A 16,620-nucleotide genomic window follows, 5' to 3' on the forward strand; every position below is an offset into this window, starting at 1 on the left:
CTCTTCTACTTCGGTCAGCGCCGCTTGCGCTTGGAGTTCTTGGGACGGCTACCAGGCTTCGGTGTGCTGGCACCGGTACCCTTCCCGCCGCTCTGGGGATCGGTCTTCTTCAGCGACACTTCGCCGGCCTGCTCCGTGGTGTCGGACACCGCGTCGGAATCCTTTGCCTCGTCATTCGAGGAATCGTCGGATGTCGTTGCTGCACCTGCCGCTGCTGCGGCTGCAGCGCCGCCCTTCTTCTTCTTGTTCGGGCGTGCACCCGGCTTGGGCGCGTTCTCGTTCCGACGAGCGAGCGCCGCCTGACGCTTCTCTTCTTCTTCACGGTCGATCCGGCGGAAGACGAGGTGCTGCTGGCCGTAGGTCCAGACGTTGTTGCTCACCCAGTAGAGAAGGATCGCGATGGGCAGGAACGGGCCACCGACCATCACACCGAGCGGGAACACATACAGGGCGAGCTTGTTCATGATCGCGGCCTGAGGTGCGGCCGCGGCCTGCGTGCTCTGACGGGCCACCGAGGCCCGCGAGTTGAAGTGCGTGGCGATACCCGCGATCACCATCAGCGGGACCGCCACAGCCCCGATCTCCCAGCGCGTCGGTAGAGAACCTCCATCGACGGTGAACGCCTGAAGCGATTCCATCGGCTGAGTGATCCACGACGAGATCGGCGCATTGAACAGACGAGCGCTGAGGAAGGATTGGACGTCGTCCGGGCTGAAGGCGTAGTTCCCGAGCTGCGCGTTCTCTTCCGGGGTCAGACCGAGCTGACCGAACCCGGTACCGGTGCGGTTGAACGAGCGAAGTACGTGGAACAGACCGATGAACACCGGAACCTGCAGCAACATCGGAAGACAACCCATCAGCGGGTTGAAACCGTGTTCCTTCTGCAGCTTCTGCATCTCGAGCGCTTGGCGCTGGCGGTCGTTCGAATACTTCTTCTGCAAGGCCTTGATCTGCGGCTGCAGTTCCTGCATCTGGCGTGTCGTGCGAACCTGCTTCACGAACGGCTTGTACAGGATGACGCGCAGTGTGAAGACGAGGAACACCACGGAGAGCGCCCATGTCAGCCCACTGTCGGGTGCCAACACGAACGAGAAGGCTTTGTGCCAGACCCACAGGATCCAAGACACGGGATAGTAGATGAAGTCGAGCACGGCTCTGGGTACTCCTCTGGTCGTCCATGATCGCCACGCAACGGCGTCGGTCTCAGGTCTTCAGGCGCTGCTCAGGTTCCCGCTGGGGATGGTCGGCGCCGGCGCTCCGGTACCGGATCCCATCCGCCAGAGTGCCAGGGCCCACACTTGAGCAGTCTCACAGCCGTCAGTACAGAACCGACGACGACACCCCGCATCCGAAGCGCGTCGACCGCGTATTCGCTGCAGGTGGGAAAGAATCGACAGGTCGGCATCCGAGTGGGCGACACATAGACGCGATAGAGCTCGATGCAGAAGATCAATGCCCGAGCCGGCGCAGTACGAACAGATCGCAGCGCAGTACTCCACACGGGCGAATTCACTACCGCTCCTCGCTGTCGAGGACCCCGAGTCGCAGCAATCCCGAGCGGACCTGCCGCTCGAGATCCCGGAATTCAGCAGTGGCCGCTCCGGGCAGCGCACGCAACACCACATCGGTGCCTTCAGGAATCGACTCGACGAGCTCGACACAGATATGACGAAGCCGGCGTGCGACTCGATGTCGAATCACCGCCGGCCCGACAGCCTTACTCACGACGAGCCCGAAACGCGGACCGTCGACACCATTCACCACGAAATCCGGTTGTTCCCGCTGTAGAGCGTGGACAACCAGATCTCGGCGCCCTTGACGACGACCACGGCGCACAGCGTCGGAGAAATCCGAACGGCGCCGCAATCGATACGGCTCAGGTAACACCCCGAGCTCCCGGTAACGGGATCAGGCGGTGAGGGAAGCGCGGCCCTTTTGGCGACGCGCTGTCACGATTGCGCGGCCCGCACGGGTCCGCATCCGGAGACGGAAGCCGTGAACACGCGCGCGGCGTCGGTTGTTCGGCTGGAACGTCCGCTTGCCCTTGGCCACGGTCAACACTCCTCGATAATTGCGGCACCAGTGAGGCGCCATAGGTCCAACGTTTACGGAATTTCGCATAGCCCACGCGTTGTGACACAGCATGGACCAGCCACTGCAGTACGAGTGACTGTTCGAGGCTACTCGGGTCCGGGCGCGAAATCAAACCGCGGCGATGCAGATCGCGCAATCCGACACGCCGACCGAAATTCACCGACTCCTCTCGAGACGCCACGTGGCCGAGGTCACCTGCGGTAGGCTGCCGACCATGACGTCGAGGGGGATCGGTGTCATCTTTCCATCGTGTGCCACAGTAGTCACGACAGACCACTGCAGCTCCTACAGACCAGTAGCTCCTACAGACCAGTGCAGTTCCTCCAGGCCACTGCACCCGGCGTTCGCGCCGACGACTCACGCCGTCGCGTGGCCCACGCAAGTGAATGATTCGGTCGATTCATCCCCAGCCCGACCGGGCTGTTTTCCCTGGTTGTCCACACCTGTGGATAATCATGTGGAAATCCGGTCGACTCTGTGGGAGGAAGCTTCGTGAACGACGAGCCTAACGCGCTTGCCGATGTGTGGGCGGACGTCGTTTCCGAGCTCACTGTGGACAACGGCGAGTTGTCGAAAAGTCAGAAAGCATGGCTCAACCTCGTCAAACCCATCACCTTGGCCCAGGGCTTCGCCCTGCTCTCGGTGCCGTCCACGCTGGCACAGCAATCGATCGAGCGCGATCTGCGCGAACCCATCCTGCGCGTGCTGAACCGCAATCTCGGTCAGGGTGTCGAAGGACTCGGAGTCCGCGTCGAACCCCGCGAACGGGTCGACGACCCCGCCGAGGATCCCTACGCCGAACCCCGCGACACGTTGCCTCTCGAGGGCATCCCGAACGATCTGCCCTCACGTGAGGGCAGAATCCGGGAAACCGCACGTCGCGACACCGAACCTCGGGATCGACGGGCACCCCGCGATGCGATGTCCGCCGGCGACGGCAGAGCTCCCTACCATCGCCGTTTCGGACCGGGATACGACCACGAGCCGCTCGAATCCGACCACGGGGACGTCGACGAGGTCGACGACGATCACGAGGCTCTCACCGCGGTGCGTGAGTCCTGGCCGTCGTACTTCACACAGCCGCCGCCGCCCGAAACGCCGGCCATCGGCAGCAGCAGCCTGAACGCGAAGTACACGTTCGACACCTTCGTCATCGGTGCGTCGAACCGCTTCGCGCATGCCGCCGCCGTGGCGATCGCGGAAGCTCCGGCCCGCGCCTACAACCCCCTGTTCATCTGGGGGGCGTCCGGCCTCGGCAAGACGCATCTTCTGCACGCTGCGGGGCACTATGCACAGCGGCTCTTCCCCGGGCTGCGGGTGAAGTACGTCTCGACGGAAGAGTTCACGAACGACTTCATCAACAGCCTGCGCGACGACCGCAAGGTCGCGTTCAAGCGTCGTTACCGCGAGACGGACATCCTCCTCGTCGACGACATCCAGTTCATCGAAGGTAAGGAAGGCATCCAGGAGGAGTTCTTCCATACGTTCAACACTCTCCACAATGCGAACAAGCAGATCGTCGTCTCCTCGGACCGTCCGCCCAAGCAGCTGGCCACGCTCGAGGAACGGCTGCGGACCCGATTCGAGTGGGGCCTGATCACCGACGTCCAGCCGCCCGAACTCGAGACGCGTATCGCCATCCTCAGCAAGAAGGCACGGATGGACGGGCTCGACGTGCCTCACGATGTGCTCGAGCTCATCGCCAGCCGGATCGAACGCAACATCCGCGAACTCGAGGGCGCGCTCATCCGGGTCACAGCGTTCGCCTCCCTCAACAGGCAGCCACTCGATCTGACCCTCGCCGAAGTGGTGCTACGGGATCTGATGCCCGACTCGTCGGCACTCGAGATCAACGCCGCGACGATCATGGCGGTGTGCGCCGAATACTTCGGTATCTCGATCGACGACCTGTGCGGACCGGGTAAGGCACGCCCGTTGGCCCAGTCCAGGCAGATCGCCATGTATCTGTGCCGTGAGCTGACCGATCTGTCGCTACCGAAGATCGGCCAGACCTTCGGACGCGATCACACCACAGTGATGTACGCGGACAAGAAGATTCGCAAGGAAATGGCCGAGCGACGCAAGATCTACGATCAGGTGCAGGAACTCACTGCCCGCATCAAGCAGCGCTCGAAGCGCTAGCGGAGACACATCGCAAGAGCACTCGGGAATCGGGAGCGTCGACACGACGCTCCCGATTTTTTCTGTCCACAGCCTGTGGGTAAACCACCGATTCCGTCCCGGATCTCGAGAAAGCAAACACACTCACACTTGTGGACAAGGGTGTGCAGAACGTGGGATCTTTGTGGACGAACGGTGGACAGAAGTAGAACAGTCTCGAGGCGTCCACATTCATCCTCGAGAATTCCTCGAGTTCATCCTCGAGTTGAACCCCCTCGAGAAGGTCGTCCCACCAGCGTAGACCGTCGTTCGTCCACAGATTCCACAGGACCTATTACTACTTCTGTGAGTTCTTCTCAGAAATACTCTTTCAAAACAGGTGTGTGGATTCCTCGAGTCCACAGGCCCTCGAGAGTCGCGCGCCCGCAACGGTCTCCGGCTTTCCAAGCGAAGCCTGAGCGCCTACCGTGGAGCCGCATCCCCGACGCCGAGAAGTGGAGTCGGGGCCGTGTGTCAGACTCGTAAGACTTGTCGATGACCACGATCGAGAGAGGATCCCCCGGGCGATGGAGCTTGGAAGCATGAAGTTTCGTGTTGCTCGCGAGGACTTCGCCGACTCTGTCGCATGGGTGGCACGAAGCCTCCCGTCGCGCCCACCGGTTCCGGTGCTCGGTGGAGTGCTCCTCGGCGCCGAGGAGCAAGGCCTGACCGTCTCGGGCTTCGACTACGAGGTCTCGGCGCAGGTGCACGTCCCCGCAGAGGTCATCACTCCGGGCAAGGTGCTCGTGTCGGGCAAGCTGCTCGCCGACATCACCCGGTCACTCCCGAACAAGCCCGTGGACGTGGTCCTCGACGGCACCCGTGTGCTCATCACCTGCGGTAGCGCGAAGTTCTCGCTGCCGACGATGCCCGTCGAGGACTACCCTCAGCTTCCCGAACTTCCGCAGCAGACCGGTGCGCTGGCCGGCGATCTCTTCGCCGAGGCCATCGGCCAGGTCGCGGTCGCTGCAGGCAAAGACGACACGCTTCCGATGCTCACCGGTATCCGCGTCGAGATCGAGGGCACCGACATGGTGCTTGCGGCCACCGACCGTTTCCGGCTCGCGGTGCGCAAGCTCGAGTGGATGCCCACCGGTGAGAGCATCAGCTCGGCTGTGCTGGTTCCTGCGAAAACCCTTTCCGAGGCCGCGAAAACTGTTGGTGGAGCGTCGAGTCCGGTGGTTCAGCTGGCTCTCGGCAGCGGCTCATCCGTCGGCGCCGACGGTCTGCTCGGCATCGTCGCGGACGGCCGACGCACCACCACACGTCTCCTCGATGCAGAATTCCCCAAGTTCCGTCAGCTGCTCCCCAACGAGCACACCGCGATGGCCACCGTCGAGATCGCACCTCTCGTCGAGGCGATCAAGCGTGTCGCTCTCGTGGCCGAGCGTGGAGCTCAGGTCCGACTCGAGTTCAGCGAGGGCAGTGTGCTGCTTTCGGCCGGCGGCGACGACGCGGGACGCGCCGAGGAATCACATCCGGCCGAGTTCCACGGCGAACCGATGGTCATCGCGTTCAACCCCGGATACCTGCTCGATGGTCTGACGTCGCTGCACACCGACAAGGTGTCCTTCGGGTTCACCACGTCGAGCCGTCCGGCCGTGCTGCGGCCTGCCACCGACGAGGAGCCGGTGCCGGACGAGTCGGGCACGTTCGCTGCCCCCGACAGCGACTACACCTATCTTTTGATGCCGGTTCGCCTGCCGGGCTGACCGGCGGGCAGAAAGTGGACGGTCCGTGTACGTTCGCACCTTCGCGCTGCGCGATTTCCGGTCATGGGAGACCGCGTCGGCCGATTTGACTCCGGGCCCAACGGTTTTCGTCGGGCCCAACGGACACGGCAAAACCAACATCATCGAAGCCCTCGGGTACCTGTCGGGCCTGTCGTCACATCGCGTGTCGTCCGATTCTCCGCTCCTGCGGGCCGGCGCCTCCCGCGCGTTCGTGGGCGCTGTGGTCGTCAACGACGGCCGCGAGCTGGGTATCGACATCGAGATCAACGAGGGTAAGGCCAATCGGGCCCGGATCAACCAGTCGCCTGCCAGACGGCCGAGGGAGATCGTCGGGATCCTCCGGACGGTGTTGTTCGCACCCGAGGATCTGGCCCTGGTCCGCGGCGACCCGGGCGACCGTCGTCGGTTCCTCGACGAACTGCTCACCACCCGTTTTCCCCGTCTCGGCGGGGTGCGTGCGGACTACGACAAGGTTCTGCGTCAGCGCTCGGCGCTGCTCAAGACCGCCGGTGGTTCACTACGTAGAGGTACCCGCTCGAGTGATGGCGCGAGCGCGCTGGCGACGCTCGATGTGTGGGACGGGCATCTCGCGGCGCACGGTTCGGAGTTGCTCGCCGCACGAATCGCGTTGCTGCACGATCTCGCGCCACATGTCGTCGAGTCCTACCGGTCCATCGCACCGGAATCACGTCCGGCGGTCCTGCGGTATCGAAGCAGCCTCGGCGATGTGCTGCCTGCAGAGTTCGCCGATCCTTCGAGGAAGCCCGAGCACGACGACCGCGAACTCATCGAGGCCGCGTTCCGCCGCAGGCTGTCGGAGATGCGTGCCAAGGAAATCGACCGGGGCGTGTGCCTGGTCGGTCCCCATCGCGACGACCTCGACTTGATCCTCGGTGATCAGCCGGCGAAAGGGTATGCGAGCCACGGAGAATCCTGGTCGTTCGCTCTGTCGCTGCGCCTCGGCGCGTTTGCTCTGCTCCGGTCGGACGGTACGGATCCGGTGCTCATGCTCGACGACGTGTTCGCCGAGTTGGATCGTCGTCGCCGAGTCGCGCTCGTGTCGGTCGCGGCGACGGCGGAACAGGTCCTCATCACCGCGGCGGTACCGGAGGATGTGCCGTCCGAGCTGGCGGGTGCACGGTTCGTCGTGCATGCCGAGGAGACGGAACGGGGCCGAATCTCGGTGCTGAGCGCGGCGGCGCGAGGAGAATCGCTCGGGGAGGTATCCGATGACCGACGATGACGCAATCGGCTCGAAGGGCAACGAATCAGAACCCGAGCTCCGCGGAGTGGATCTGGCGCGGCGCGCGCTCGAGGAGGCTCGAGCTGCCGCGAAGGCCAGCGGTAAAGCGGTCGGCCAGGGGCGTGCCTCGAGTGGCCGGGTGCGGCCACGTCGTCGCAAGAGAGGGTGGTCGGGTCCGGGACCCGACGACCGTGACCCTCAGCGGCTGGGCGCGTTGACCGGCTCGATCGCGAAGCAGCGTGGCTGGTCCTCGCATGTGTCGGAAGGTACGGTGCTGGGCAGTTGGTCGCGGGTCGTGGGCGAGGACATCGCTGCGCACGCGCAACCCACCACTCTGCGCGACGGAATTCTGCACGTCTCTGCGGAGTCGACCGCGTGGGCGACGCAATTGCGGATGATCCAATCGCAGATCCTTGCGAAGATCGCGGCGTCCGTGGGACACGGTGTGGTCAAGGAACTGCGAATCACCGGCCCCACCGCGCCGAGTTGGCGCAAGGGTGAACGGCACGTCCGTGGTCGCGGCCCACGCGACACCTACGGCTAGACACATGCCCGCTCTCCGTGCGAGGGCCGAAAACCCGGCGATGTAGGAATTCACTTTCGCCGGTCCGCGCCGAGCCGACTGCGGGGACGTCAGCGGTGCGGCAACGGCGCTCTGTGTCGCCGGGGGCATATGTGCTCCGGCCAAGTAGAATGGACAAGAATGCGCCGCGCGCATGTGTGCGAGGCCGAGGCGGAAAAGGAGAGCTACCCACCCGTGGCTGCCGAGAAGTCGAACAAGAACAAGAGTGACTACGGTGCGTCTTCCATCACCGTCCTCGAGGGTCTCGAGGCGGTTCGTAAGCGTCCCGGCATGTACATCGGCTCCACGGGAGAGCGTGGTCTTCACCACCTCATCTGGGAGGTCGTCGACAACTCGGTCGACGAGGCGATGGCGGGTCATGCCACGAAGGTGGAGGTGACCCTTCTCGAGAACGGTGGCGTCGAGGTCGTCGACGACGGCCGTGGTATCCCGGTGGGCATGCACTCTTCGGGCGTGCCCACGGTCGAGGTGGTGCTCACTCAGCTCCACGCAGGCGGCAAGTTCGATTCCGACGCGTACGCGGTGTCGGGCGGCCTGCACGGTGTCGGTATCTCCGTCGTCAATGCGTTGTCCACCACGCTCGAGGTGGAGATCGACAACGACGGTTACCACTGGGAACAGACCTACACGAACTCGAAGCCCGGTGAGCTGATCAGGGGAGAGGCGACCAAGCGCACCGGAACGACGGTGCGGTTCTTCGCCGACGACGAGATCTTCGAGTCCACGCAGTACAACTTCGAGACGGTTGCGCGGCGCCTGCAGGAGATGGCGTTCCTCAACAAGGGCCTGACGATCACGCTCACCGATGAGCGGGTGCTTCCCGAGGAGATCACCGACGAGATCGTCGCGGAGACCGCCGAAGCGCCGAAGACTGCCGAGGACGAGGCCGCAGAGGCAGCCGAGCCGCCTGCGCCCAAGACCAAGACTCGTGTCTACCACTACCCGGGCGGTCTCGAGGACTATGTCCGGCATCTCAATCGCACGAAGACGCCGATCCACAATTCTGTGGTGGGGTTCACTGCGAAGGGCACCGGCCACGAGCTCGAGCTGGCGATGCAGTGGAACTCGGGTTACTCCGAGTCCGTCCACACTTTCGCCAACACCATCAACACTCACGAGGGTGGCACGCACGAGGAAGGTTTCCGTGCGGCGCTCACGAGCGTGGTCAATCGGTACGCGAAGGAGAAGAAGCTCCTCAAGGACAAGGATCCCAACCTCACCGGTGACGACATCCGCGAGGGTCTGGCCGCGATCATCTCGGTGAAGGTCGCCGAGCCGCAGTTCGAGGGTCAGACGAAGACGAAGCTCGGCAATACCGAGGTCAAGTCGTTCGTGCAGAAGGCGTGCAACGAGCACATCTCGCACTGGCTCGAGGCCAACCCGGCCGACGCCAAGACCATCGTGACCAAGGCCGTGTCGTCGGCGCAGGCACGTGTCGCGGCGCGAAAGGCCCGGGAGTTGGTGCGTCGAAAGAGTGCCACCGACATCGGCGGCCTGCCCGGCAAGCTCGCGGACTGCCGCTCCAAGGACCCGAGCAAGTGCGAGATCTACATCGTGGAGGGCGACTCCGCAGGTGGTTCGGCGAAGTCCGGTCGCGACTCGATGTATCAGGCGATTCTCCCGCTGCGCGGAAAGATCATCAATGTCGAGAAGGCACGCATCGACCGGGTGCTGAAGAACACCGAGGTCCAGTCGATCATCACGGCGTTCGGTACGGGTATTCACGAAGAGTTCGATATCGCGAAGCTGCGGTACCACAAGATCGTGCTGATGGCCGACGCCGACGTCGACGGACAGCACATCGCGACGCTGCTGCTCACCTTGTTGTTCCGCTTCATGCGTCCGCTCGTCGAGCACGGCCACGTGTACCTGGCCCAGCCGCCGCTGTACAAGCTCAAGTGGCAGCGTTCGGATCCCGAGTTCGCGTACTCGGATCGGGAGCGCGACGGCTTTCTCGAGCGTGGACTCGCGGCAGGCAAGAAGATCAACAAGGACGACGGCATCCAGCGCTACAAGGGCCTCGGTGAGATGAACGCCAAGGAACTGTGGGAGACCACGATGGATCCGACCGTGCGCGTCCTGCGTCAGGTCACTCTCGACGACGCTGCGGCGGCCGACGAGTTGTTCAGCGTGCTCATGGGTGAGGATGTCGCGGCGCGGCGTAGCTTCATCACGCGCAATGCGAAGGATGTGCGCTTCCTCGACGTCTGACCCTGTCGGACGACGGAGCGGTGATCTGGCGCTGCAATCGGCGTGTCGAGTCAATAAGGCCTGCGATGTGTGGTACATCATGTCGCAGGCCTTACTGATACTCTCATTTCGGACTAATGCCGCTTACATTCCGCGGTTACTCATGAGTACACTCCAAACGGCCATCCGTATGCGTGGCCGCCGAACAGGGCCATGAAGGGAATCACCCGGCGTATGTGGAAACCCGTCTTCCATATCCCCTGTATGTCCCGATATGGTGCCCTCACCCAGAAACGTCTCGTTCGACTGCATTCCAGCGGAAATCAAGCTCACCGGTCGAGTGGGTTGGTTGTGAATGCTCGTCGCCCGGCGCGAACGGGTTGGAAGGAGAGCTGTAATCCATGAGTGACGAGTCACCGCGCCGGCAGCGGTGGTGGAGCATCGAGGGGTGGGGTCTTCGCAGGAAGGTCACCGCCGTCCTCGCCGTTCCTGTAACAGTGGCGATGGTCCTCGGCGGACTCCGCGTCGAAGCGGAACTCAGCAACGCGGTCCATTTTTCGTCCGCCGCTGACCAAGTCGTGGTTGTGCCCGACATCGTCGACTTCTCGACTGCTTTCGCAACTTCCACCGCCACCAATGCATCCGGCACGGCCGGACCGGACGACCTCGAGGCACTCCGGGTTTCGTTCGAAAAGATCAGGCCGCTCGCAGAGAACCCCGAATTCGATCCTGCTGTCACCGCCGACCTCACTCAAACGGTCGCCGCCGCAGAAACGCTCTACGGGCAGATGCGGGCAGGTCCGGTTCCGGTTGCACAGATCGCCCGGGTCTACAACGAGGTCCGCGACAACCTCAACCGCATCGTGGAGGCGATTCTCGACCAGATCGACGACCCGGAGGTTCTGAATCACGGGACTCGCCTGATCAACGCGTGGTATTCGCAGCGTTACCTGTTCGGTCAGGTGCTCGGAATCATCGAGATCATCGAGAATCCGTCGACCTCCGGCACCGCGCTCGTGACCGCGTCCGGTGGCGAGCTCGCGATGCTCGATCTCCTTGCCCGTTCGTACCCACTTGCCGACTCGCAGATCGCCGAACTGCGCGGAGGCATCGACGAACGCACCGCGATGGTGGAGGCTGCGGGCCAGGGTCCGCTTCCCTTGATGGAACTGCGCGCCTCGATGCTCCGCAGTGTCGACGTCTACTCCAACATCATCAACGACGCCTCGCAGTCGATCACTTCCACTGTGATCGATCGTGCGTCGGACACTCGTTCGGCCGCACTCCGCGATACCGCGTTCGTTCTCGCCGCACTGCTCGTCGCTCTCGTCCTCGCGCTGCTCGTGTCGCGGTCGCTGGTCGGCCCGATCCGCCGACTGCGGTACGGAACGCTCAAGGTTGCGCGTCAGGAACTCCCCGAAGCCATCGACCGGATCAAGGTCGGCGACAGCATCGACGACATCGAATTCACTCGGGTGCCGGTGCACACGACCGAAGAGATCGGTCAGCTCGCCCGCGCCGTAGACGACATGCACGGACAGGCACTGCGCCTCGCCGGCGAGCAGGCTCACCTCCGCCTGCAGATCAGCGATATGTTCGAGACGCTTGCGCGTCGAAGCAAGTCGCTCGTCGAACAGCAGCTCGGGCTCATCGAGCAACTCGAGTTCGAGGAGAAGGACCCGTCCCGGCTGGAGAGCTTGTTCAAGCTCGATCACCTCGCGGCACGTATGCGCCGAAACGGCGACAACCTTCTGATTCTCTCCGGTACCCGGATGCGTCGTGGGCAGTCCGCCCCGGTGCAGCTCGGAGACATCCTGCGCGCAGCGATGTCCGAGGTCGAGGATTACCAGCGAGTCGAGATCGGTTCCACCCCGGACGGTGCACTCAGTGGTGCTGTGGCGACGGACATCGTCCACCTGCTCGCAGAGCTGGTGGACAACGCACTGCGTGCTTCCCCGCCGGACAGCACCGTCACATTCAGCTTCGCGCGTGCCGTCGACGGTGGTCTGCTCGTCGAGATCGCCGACCGTGGTATCGGTATCCCGGCCGATGAACTCGAGTTGATCAACGATCGCCTCCGTCAGGGCGGCGAGGTCGGTCCGGATACTGCTCGTCACATGGGTCTGTTCGTGACTTCGCGGCTTGCAGATCGCCACGGGCTCACCGTGCGCCTGCGGCCGACGTTCGACACCGCACGCAATCCCGGTATCACTGCGAGCGTCCACATTCCCGACGTTCTGCTCATGTCGCCGCTGGCACTGGCCCAGCCGGACCCCGTCGTCGTCGACGGTGAGTCCGAGGAGATCTCGGTCGAGCAGAAGCAGGAATTCGCTCTGCCCGCGCCTGCCGTCTCCACGACACCGGACCGCGAACATTCGGAACCGATTCCGAAGTACCTGCCGGTCCGCGCCGACTCGCGTCAGGAATCCCGCGTCGACGACCAGGTCACCGAGATCCGTCGCCCGGACACCGCTGCGGCGGGGTTCCAGCAGACACCTGCATACCGGGAACAGCGGCAGTCGGAACCTGTGTACCGCGAACAGCCGCAGCCGCAGCCACAGTTTCAGCCGCAGGCGTTCCACTCTGCACCGCCCGCTCCCTCTCGGCAGCAGCCGCGCGAGCAGGCGCCGACCGGTCTGCCGCAGCGCAGCCCCGGTTCGACACCCGGTCTGCCGCAGCGCAGCCCCGGTTCGACCTCGGGCCTGCCACAGCCGGATGGCAAGCAGACTCCGCGCCGCATCCAGCCGGACGCCGCGGCGGCACTCGCCTCGGCACTCCCGTCGCGCGCCAACCGCTCGCCCGCGGATCCGAATGCCGAGAACCGGCGTCGCGAGAACCTCGAGCGCGAGCAGCAGGAGCAGCGAGCACAGGCCGCGTCGGCGCAGTTCGGTGCACCGGATCAGGAGTCGTCGCGCCGTGAGGCACCGGCTCATGGCGCGCAGAACCCGGTCGAGCAGAATCGCGAATCCTCGAGCAAGGCAGCCCACGCTCTGGTGACCCCGCCGTCTCGTGAGTCGGGACTGCCTCAGCGTCGTCCGGCACACGACCGGGCTCCGCAGGATCACCCGTCCGGTCAGGGCGAACCCGGCTCTGCGAGTTCCGGCCTACCGCAGCGTCGCCCGGGTGCAACCCCCGGTGTTCCGGTGCGGGCTGTACGGCCGCCGCAGGATGCGCCCGAGTCGGGTTTGCCGCAGCGGAACCCGAGCTCCACTCCGGGTCTGCCGCAGCGTCAGCCAGGCTCGACGCCGGGTCTGCCGCCCCAGAACCAGGGCGGACACGCCGATACGAATAGTGGTGTCGCACAGCCGGGTCGAAGCGATCAGGATTCGCGTCCGGCGCCGGTCACCCCGTCCGGCCTACCGCAGCGGCGTCCCGGTGAAGCACCGGGAGTGGCGCCTCTGCAGGCAGGTCCGCCGCCCAGCACCGAACGCCAGTCCGGTGAGAATCGTCGTGGCGGAGCCTTCGGCCTCCCGCGTCGGCAGCCCGGTTCTTCGCCGCGTATCCCGCAGTCGGGGGCCCGGCCGGCAAGCATCGCCGACGGTGGTTCGGTGTCGGAGCAGAGCGATGCGCAGAATGCCGCTCGGCATCGTTACCGCACGAATTCTGCGAAGACCGCGTCGTTCTTCCAGCCACGTCCCGATGCCGGTGCGCTGAAACCGCATTCCGCTGCAGGCAGTCCGATCTTCTCCGACATGATGTCGGACTGGCTCGTCGATCCGACGAACCTTCCCGACGATCGGCGAAAGCGTGAGTGGCATTCGGTTGCCGACTCCGGATGGCAGGCAGCGCAGCGTGCAGCGGATGTTCCGGTGGAGGAACACACCACCTCCGGTCTTCCCCGCCGCGCGCCGGGCGAACGCCTCGTGCCGGGTGCTGTGCGCGAACCTGCGACCGCAGAACAGCGCGCACTTCGACGTCGTGACCCGGAATCCATTCGGGCCAATCTCAGTCGCCACCAGCAGGGTGTCCGTAATGGGCGTTCCTCGGCGACGACAAGTAATCGCGAGAACAATGAACAGGGAGTTCGATGAACATTGATCATGGATCCGATGTAGCTCGTCCATTGGACTGGTTGGTTTCCAACTTTGCGCGCGAAGTCCCCGGTGTCTCGCATGCGGTCCTCGTGTCGGCCGACGGTCTCCTCATGGCTGCCAGCGCACATCTTCCGGTCGACCGCGCCGAGCAGCTCGCTGCGGTGACATCCGGGCTCGCGAGCCTCTCCAACGGGGTTTCACAGTTATTCGACGGCGGCGGAGTGCTGCAGTCCGTCGTCGAGATGCAGCACGGTTACCTGCTGCTGATGAGCGTCGGCGATGGTTCGCACCTCGCTGCGCTCACTGCTTCGGAATGTGATATCGGACAGGTCGGCTACGAGATGGCGCTCCTGGTCGACCGCGTGGGTGCGTCGGTCGAGGCGACGCCTCGGGTCGGCCTGGGGTCCTGACGTCGAGGTGGCCATGGAACCGCGCAATCCGGAGTCAGTGCCGGACCAGCCGAGTCTGGTCCGGCCATACTCGCTGACTTCGGGACGCACCAGTCCTGCGGTCGAACTGGCGTTGGAAGCTTTGATCCAAGCCATCCCGGGTACGGACAGTCGAGCCCGGGATCTCGACAACATCAACGCCACGATCTTGGAACTGTGCAAGGAGTCCCCGTCGGTCGCCGAGATCGCGGCGAGGGTGGGTGTGCCGCTCGGCGTTGCGCGCGTGCTCGTCGCCGACCTCGTCGAAGCCGGACATGTACAGATCCTGGCCACGCTGAAAGACGATTCGAGCGACGCGGAGCGTCGTGAGCTGATTGAAAGGGTCCTCAGTGGACTTCGCGAACTCTAACGCTACGAAGCGCGTGACCTCGACCAAGATCGTGATCGCCGGCGGATTCGGTGTCGGTAAGACCACGCTGGTGGGGGCTGTGTCGGAGATCGTTCCGCTCCGCACGGAAGCGCTCGTCACGAACGCCAGCGATGGCGTCGACAACCTTGCGGCAACGCCGCAGAAGTCGACCACGACCGTGGCCATGGACTTCGGTCGAATCAGTTTGGCCGAAGACCTCGTGCTGTACCTCTTCGGTACACCGGGGCAGCATCGGTTCTGGTTCATGTGGGACGACCTCATCCGAGGTGCCATCGGTGCCATCGTGTTGATCGATACTCGTCGATTGGACGAGAGCTTTGCCGCTGTCGACTTCTTCGAGGCGCGCAACCTCCCGTTCATCGTCGCGATCAACGAGTTCGACGATGCGCCGCGGTACCCGCTCGAGGACATCCGCCAGGCTATGGCCATTTCTCCGGAGGTGCCGATCGTGTCGATCGACGCTCGCTCGCGTGAATCGGCCAAGCAGGCACTTGTCACCGTCACCGAGTACGCACTTCGGAAATTGCATCAACCGGTGGCTCAGTAGTGGATTCGGGTCTGTAGCCGTCCGCTATGACGGCATGGATGACGGTGTAGGCCAACACCACCTCGGCGACCGGGGTGTTCGTCGGGGTGGCGGGTGCGCGCACAGCGCGCACTACGTCAACCCGCGGAGCCGTCGTTTCCATGTCCGAGTACGGAGGTCCGAGTTGAGCTTCGAAATAGTGCCGTTCGGATCACAACCACTGTGGCAGAGTCGGATCGGCCTCTCTGGAGGTTCTTGCGCATAGTTTTTTCGGTGTGTGTGACATAGGGTTACGACTGCGTCGGGGGCGCGGTCGAATGTCGACCCACGTCACGTCCACGAAGAGACGTGACGGTCTCCGAAGGAACATCATGGCGCACGAACTTCACCACTTCTCCATGGGAATGTGGGTCTTCTTCCTCGCGTGGCTGACCTCCATCTTGGGGTGTTACATCGGCCTGACCTGTGCTCGGCGGGCGAGGACGGCCATCTACCGCCAGGACAAAAGACGTTGGACCGCATTGGCGAGTGTCGCGATCGGCGGGGTCGGCGTCTGGCTGATGCACTTCACCGGCATGCTCGGTTTCGAGGTGCCGGGAGCAATCGTCCGCTACAACCTCGGGCTGACACTGCTGTCCGTTGTGCTCGCGGTGGGCGCCACCTGGTTCGGACTCACGGTCGTCGACGCCGACGAGCCGTGGATGCAGTGGCTGCCCGACGAGCTGCGGCTGCCGCTCGGCAGCCTGATCATGGGCCTCGCGGTGGGAGCGATGCACTACAGCGGCATGGCGGCGGTGCGTGTCGAGGGCACGCTCGAACAGTCGCTGCCCTACGTCCTTGCTTCGTTTGCTATCGGCATCGTTGCCTCCTTCACGGCCCTGTGGCTCAGCCTCAACGTGGATCGCCGTGCAGTACGATTCCCGGCCGCTGCGTTGATGGGCTGTGCGGTTGTGGCGTTGCACTACACGGGTATGGCGGGCGTGTCCGTGGTCATGGATCCGGTGGCGACGATGCCCGAGGGAATGGCCGCGATGACGTTGCTGTTCCCGGGCTTCGTGGTCGGCATCATTGTTCTGGCAGCCACGGTAGTCCTGCTGATGGCGGCCCCGAGCGACGAGGATCTGGAGCGCGAGTACGCGATCGCGGACTGGATGAACGACGTCCGGTAGGGGCGCTGGTTCGGAGAAAGTGCCTGTCCTTGGCGGCGGTAGCTGACCTGCACCTATAGACTCGGGTGG

Annotated in this window: 14 protein-coding genes; 10 read left to right on the forward strand and 4 right to left on the reverse strand. The window is 64.1% G+C overall.

All coding sequences use genetic code 11. The features are described from left to right. Window positions 1–14: 14 nt before the first annotated feature. From yidC to rpmH, 4 genes are all read right to left on the reverse strand, one after another. A complete protein-coding gene (gene yidC, locus ACFWCF_RS04160; protein ID WP_378557517.1) occupies window positions 15–1,151 on the reverse strand; it encodes a membrane protein insertase YidC in 1,137 nt (378 codons plus the stop codon). Window positions 1,152–1,222: 71 nt separating this feature from the next. After that, window positions 1,223–1,513, reverse strand: coding sequence for a membrane protein insertion efficiency factor YidD (yidD, locus tag ACFWCF_RS04165; RefSeq protein ID WP_378557520.1), 291 nt, complete (start codon window positions 1,511–1,513; stop codon window positions 1,223–1,225). Then, window positions 1,513–1,887 (reverse strand): ribonuclease P protein component, encoded by a 375-nt coding sequence (gene rnpA, locus ACFWCF_RS04170; RefSeq protein WP_378557523.1) that lies wholly within the window; start codon window positions 1,885–1,887, stop codon window positions 1,513–1,515. The genes yidD and rnpA overlap by 1 nt, the downstream gene beginning before the upstream one ends. 21 nt (window positions 1,888–1,908) lie before the next feature. Beyond that, the gene (gene rpmH, locus ACFWCF_RS04175; protein WP_054809984.1) at window positions 1,909–2,052 is read right to left on the reverse strand and encodes a 50S ribosomal protein L34; all 144 of its coding nucleotides are present in this window, start codon (window positions 2,050–2,052) and stop codon (window positions 1,909–1,911) included. A gap of 534 nt (window positions 2,053–2,586) precedes the next feature. Here rpmH and dnaA point away from each other — a divergent pair. The 10 genes from dnaA (at window position 2,587) to ACFWCF_RS04225 (ending at window position 16,551) form a co-directional block, all read left to right on the forward strand. Continuing rightward, window positions 2,587–4,236: a chromosomal replication initiator protein DnaA gene (gene dnaA / locus ACFWCF_RS04180; RefSeq protein ID WP_378557526.1), complete on the forward strand. Its 1,650-nt coding sequence runs from the start codon at window positions 2,587–2,589 to the stop codon at window positions 4,234–4,236. 545 nt (window positions 4,237–4,781) lie between these two features. Next, on the forward strand, window positions 4,782–5,966 hold the full coding sequence (gene dnaN / locus ACFWCF_RS04185; RefSeq protein WP_378489656.1) for a DNA polymerase III subunit beta: 1,185 nt from the start codon (window positions 4,782–4,784) through the stop codon (window positions 5,964–5,966). Between the two features lie 25 nt (window positions 5,967–5,991). After that, on the forward strand, window positions 5,992–7,230 hold the full coding sequence (gene recF / locus ACFWCF_RS04190; protein WP_378557529.1) for a DNA replication/repair protein RecF: 1,239 nt from the start codon (window positions 5,992–5,994) through the stop codon (window positions 7,228–7,230). Further along, a complete protein-coding gene (locus ACFWCF_RS04195; RefSeq protein ID WP_378557532.1) occupies window positions 7,217–7,774 on the forward strand; it encodes a DUF721 family protein in 558 nt (185 codons plus the stop codon). The genes recF and ACFWCF_RS04195 overlap by 14 nt, the downstream gene beginning before the upstream one ends. A 213-nt stretch (window positions 7,775–7,987) precedes the next feature. Beyond that, window positions 7,988–10,024 (forward strand): DNA topoisomerase (ATP-hydrolyzing) subunit B, encoded by a 2,037-nt coding sequence (gene gyrB, locus ACFWCF_RS04200; protein ID WP_378489726.1) that lies wholly within the window; start codon window positions 7,988–7,990, stop codon window positions 10,022–10,024. A gap of 380 nt (window positions 10,025–10,404) precedes the next feature. Continuing rightward, window positions 10,405–14,034: an ATP-binding protein gene (locus ACFWCF_RS04205; RefSeq protein WP_378557535.1), complete on the forward strand. Its 3,630-nt coding sequence runs from the start codon at window positions 10,405–10,407 to the stop codon at window positions 14,032–14,034. Beyond that, entirely contained in the window at window positions 14,031–14,447 is a 417-nt protein-coding gene (locus ACFWCF_RS04210) for a roadblock/LC7 domain-containing protein (RefSeq protein ID WP_054805599.1), read from the forward strand. Before ACFWCF_RS04205 ends, ACFWCF_RS04210 begins: the two co-directional genes overlap by 4 nt. Before the next feature lie 13 nt (window positions 14,448–14,460). Continuing rightward, window positions 14,461–14,835, forward strand: coding sequence for a DUF742 domain-containing protein (locus tag ACFWCF_RS04215; RefSeq protein WP_378489660.1), 375 nt, complete (start codon window positions 14,461–14,463; stop codon window positions 14,833–14,835). Between the two features lie 13 nt (window positions 14,836–14,848). Continuing rightward, window positions 14,849–15,403: an ATP/GTP-binding protein gene (locus ACFWCF_RS04220; RefSeq protein ID WP_054715879.1), complete on the forward strand. Its 555-nt coding sequence runs from the start codon at window positions 14,849–14,851 to the stop codon at window positions 15,401–15,403. 350 nt (window positions 15,404–15,753) lie between these two features. Continuing rightward, window positions 15,754–16,551 carry an MHYT domain-containing protein gene (locus ACFWCF_RS04225; protein ID WP_378557538.1) on the forward strand — a complete coding sequence of 266 codons (798 nt, stop codon included), beginning with the start codon at window positions 15,754–15,756 and terminating at the stop codon, window positions 16,549–16,551. Window positions 16,552–16,620: the final 69 nt, after the last annotated feature.

This window comes from Rhodococcus sp. NPDC060090, from assembly GCF_042729855.1.
Taxonomy (GTDB): domain Bacteria; phylum Actinomycetota; class Actinomycetes; order Mycobacteriales; family Mycobacteriaceae; genus Rhodococcus.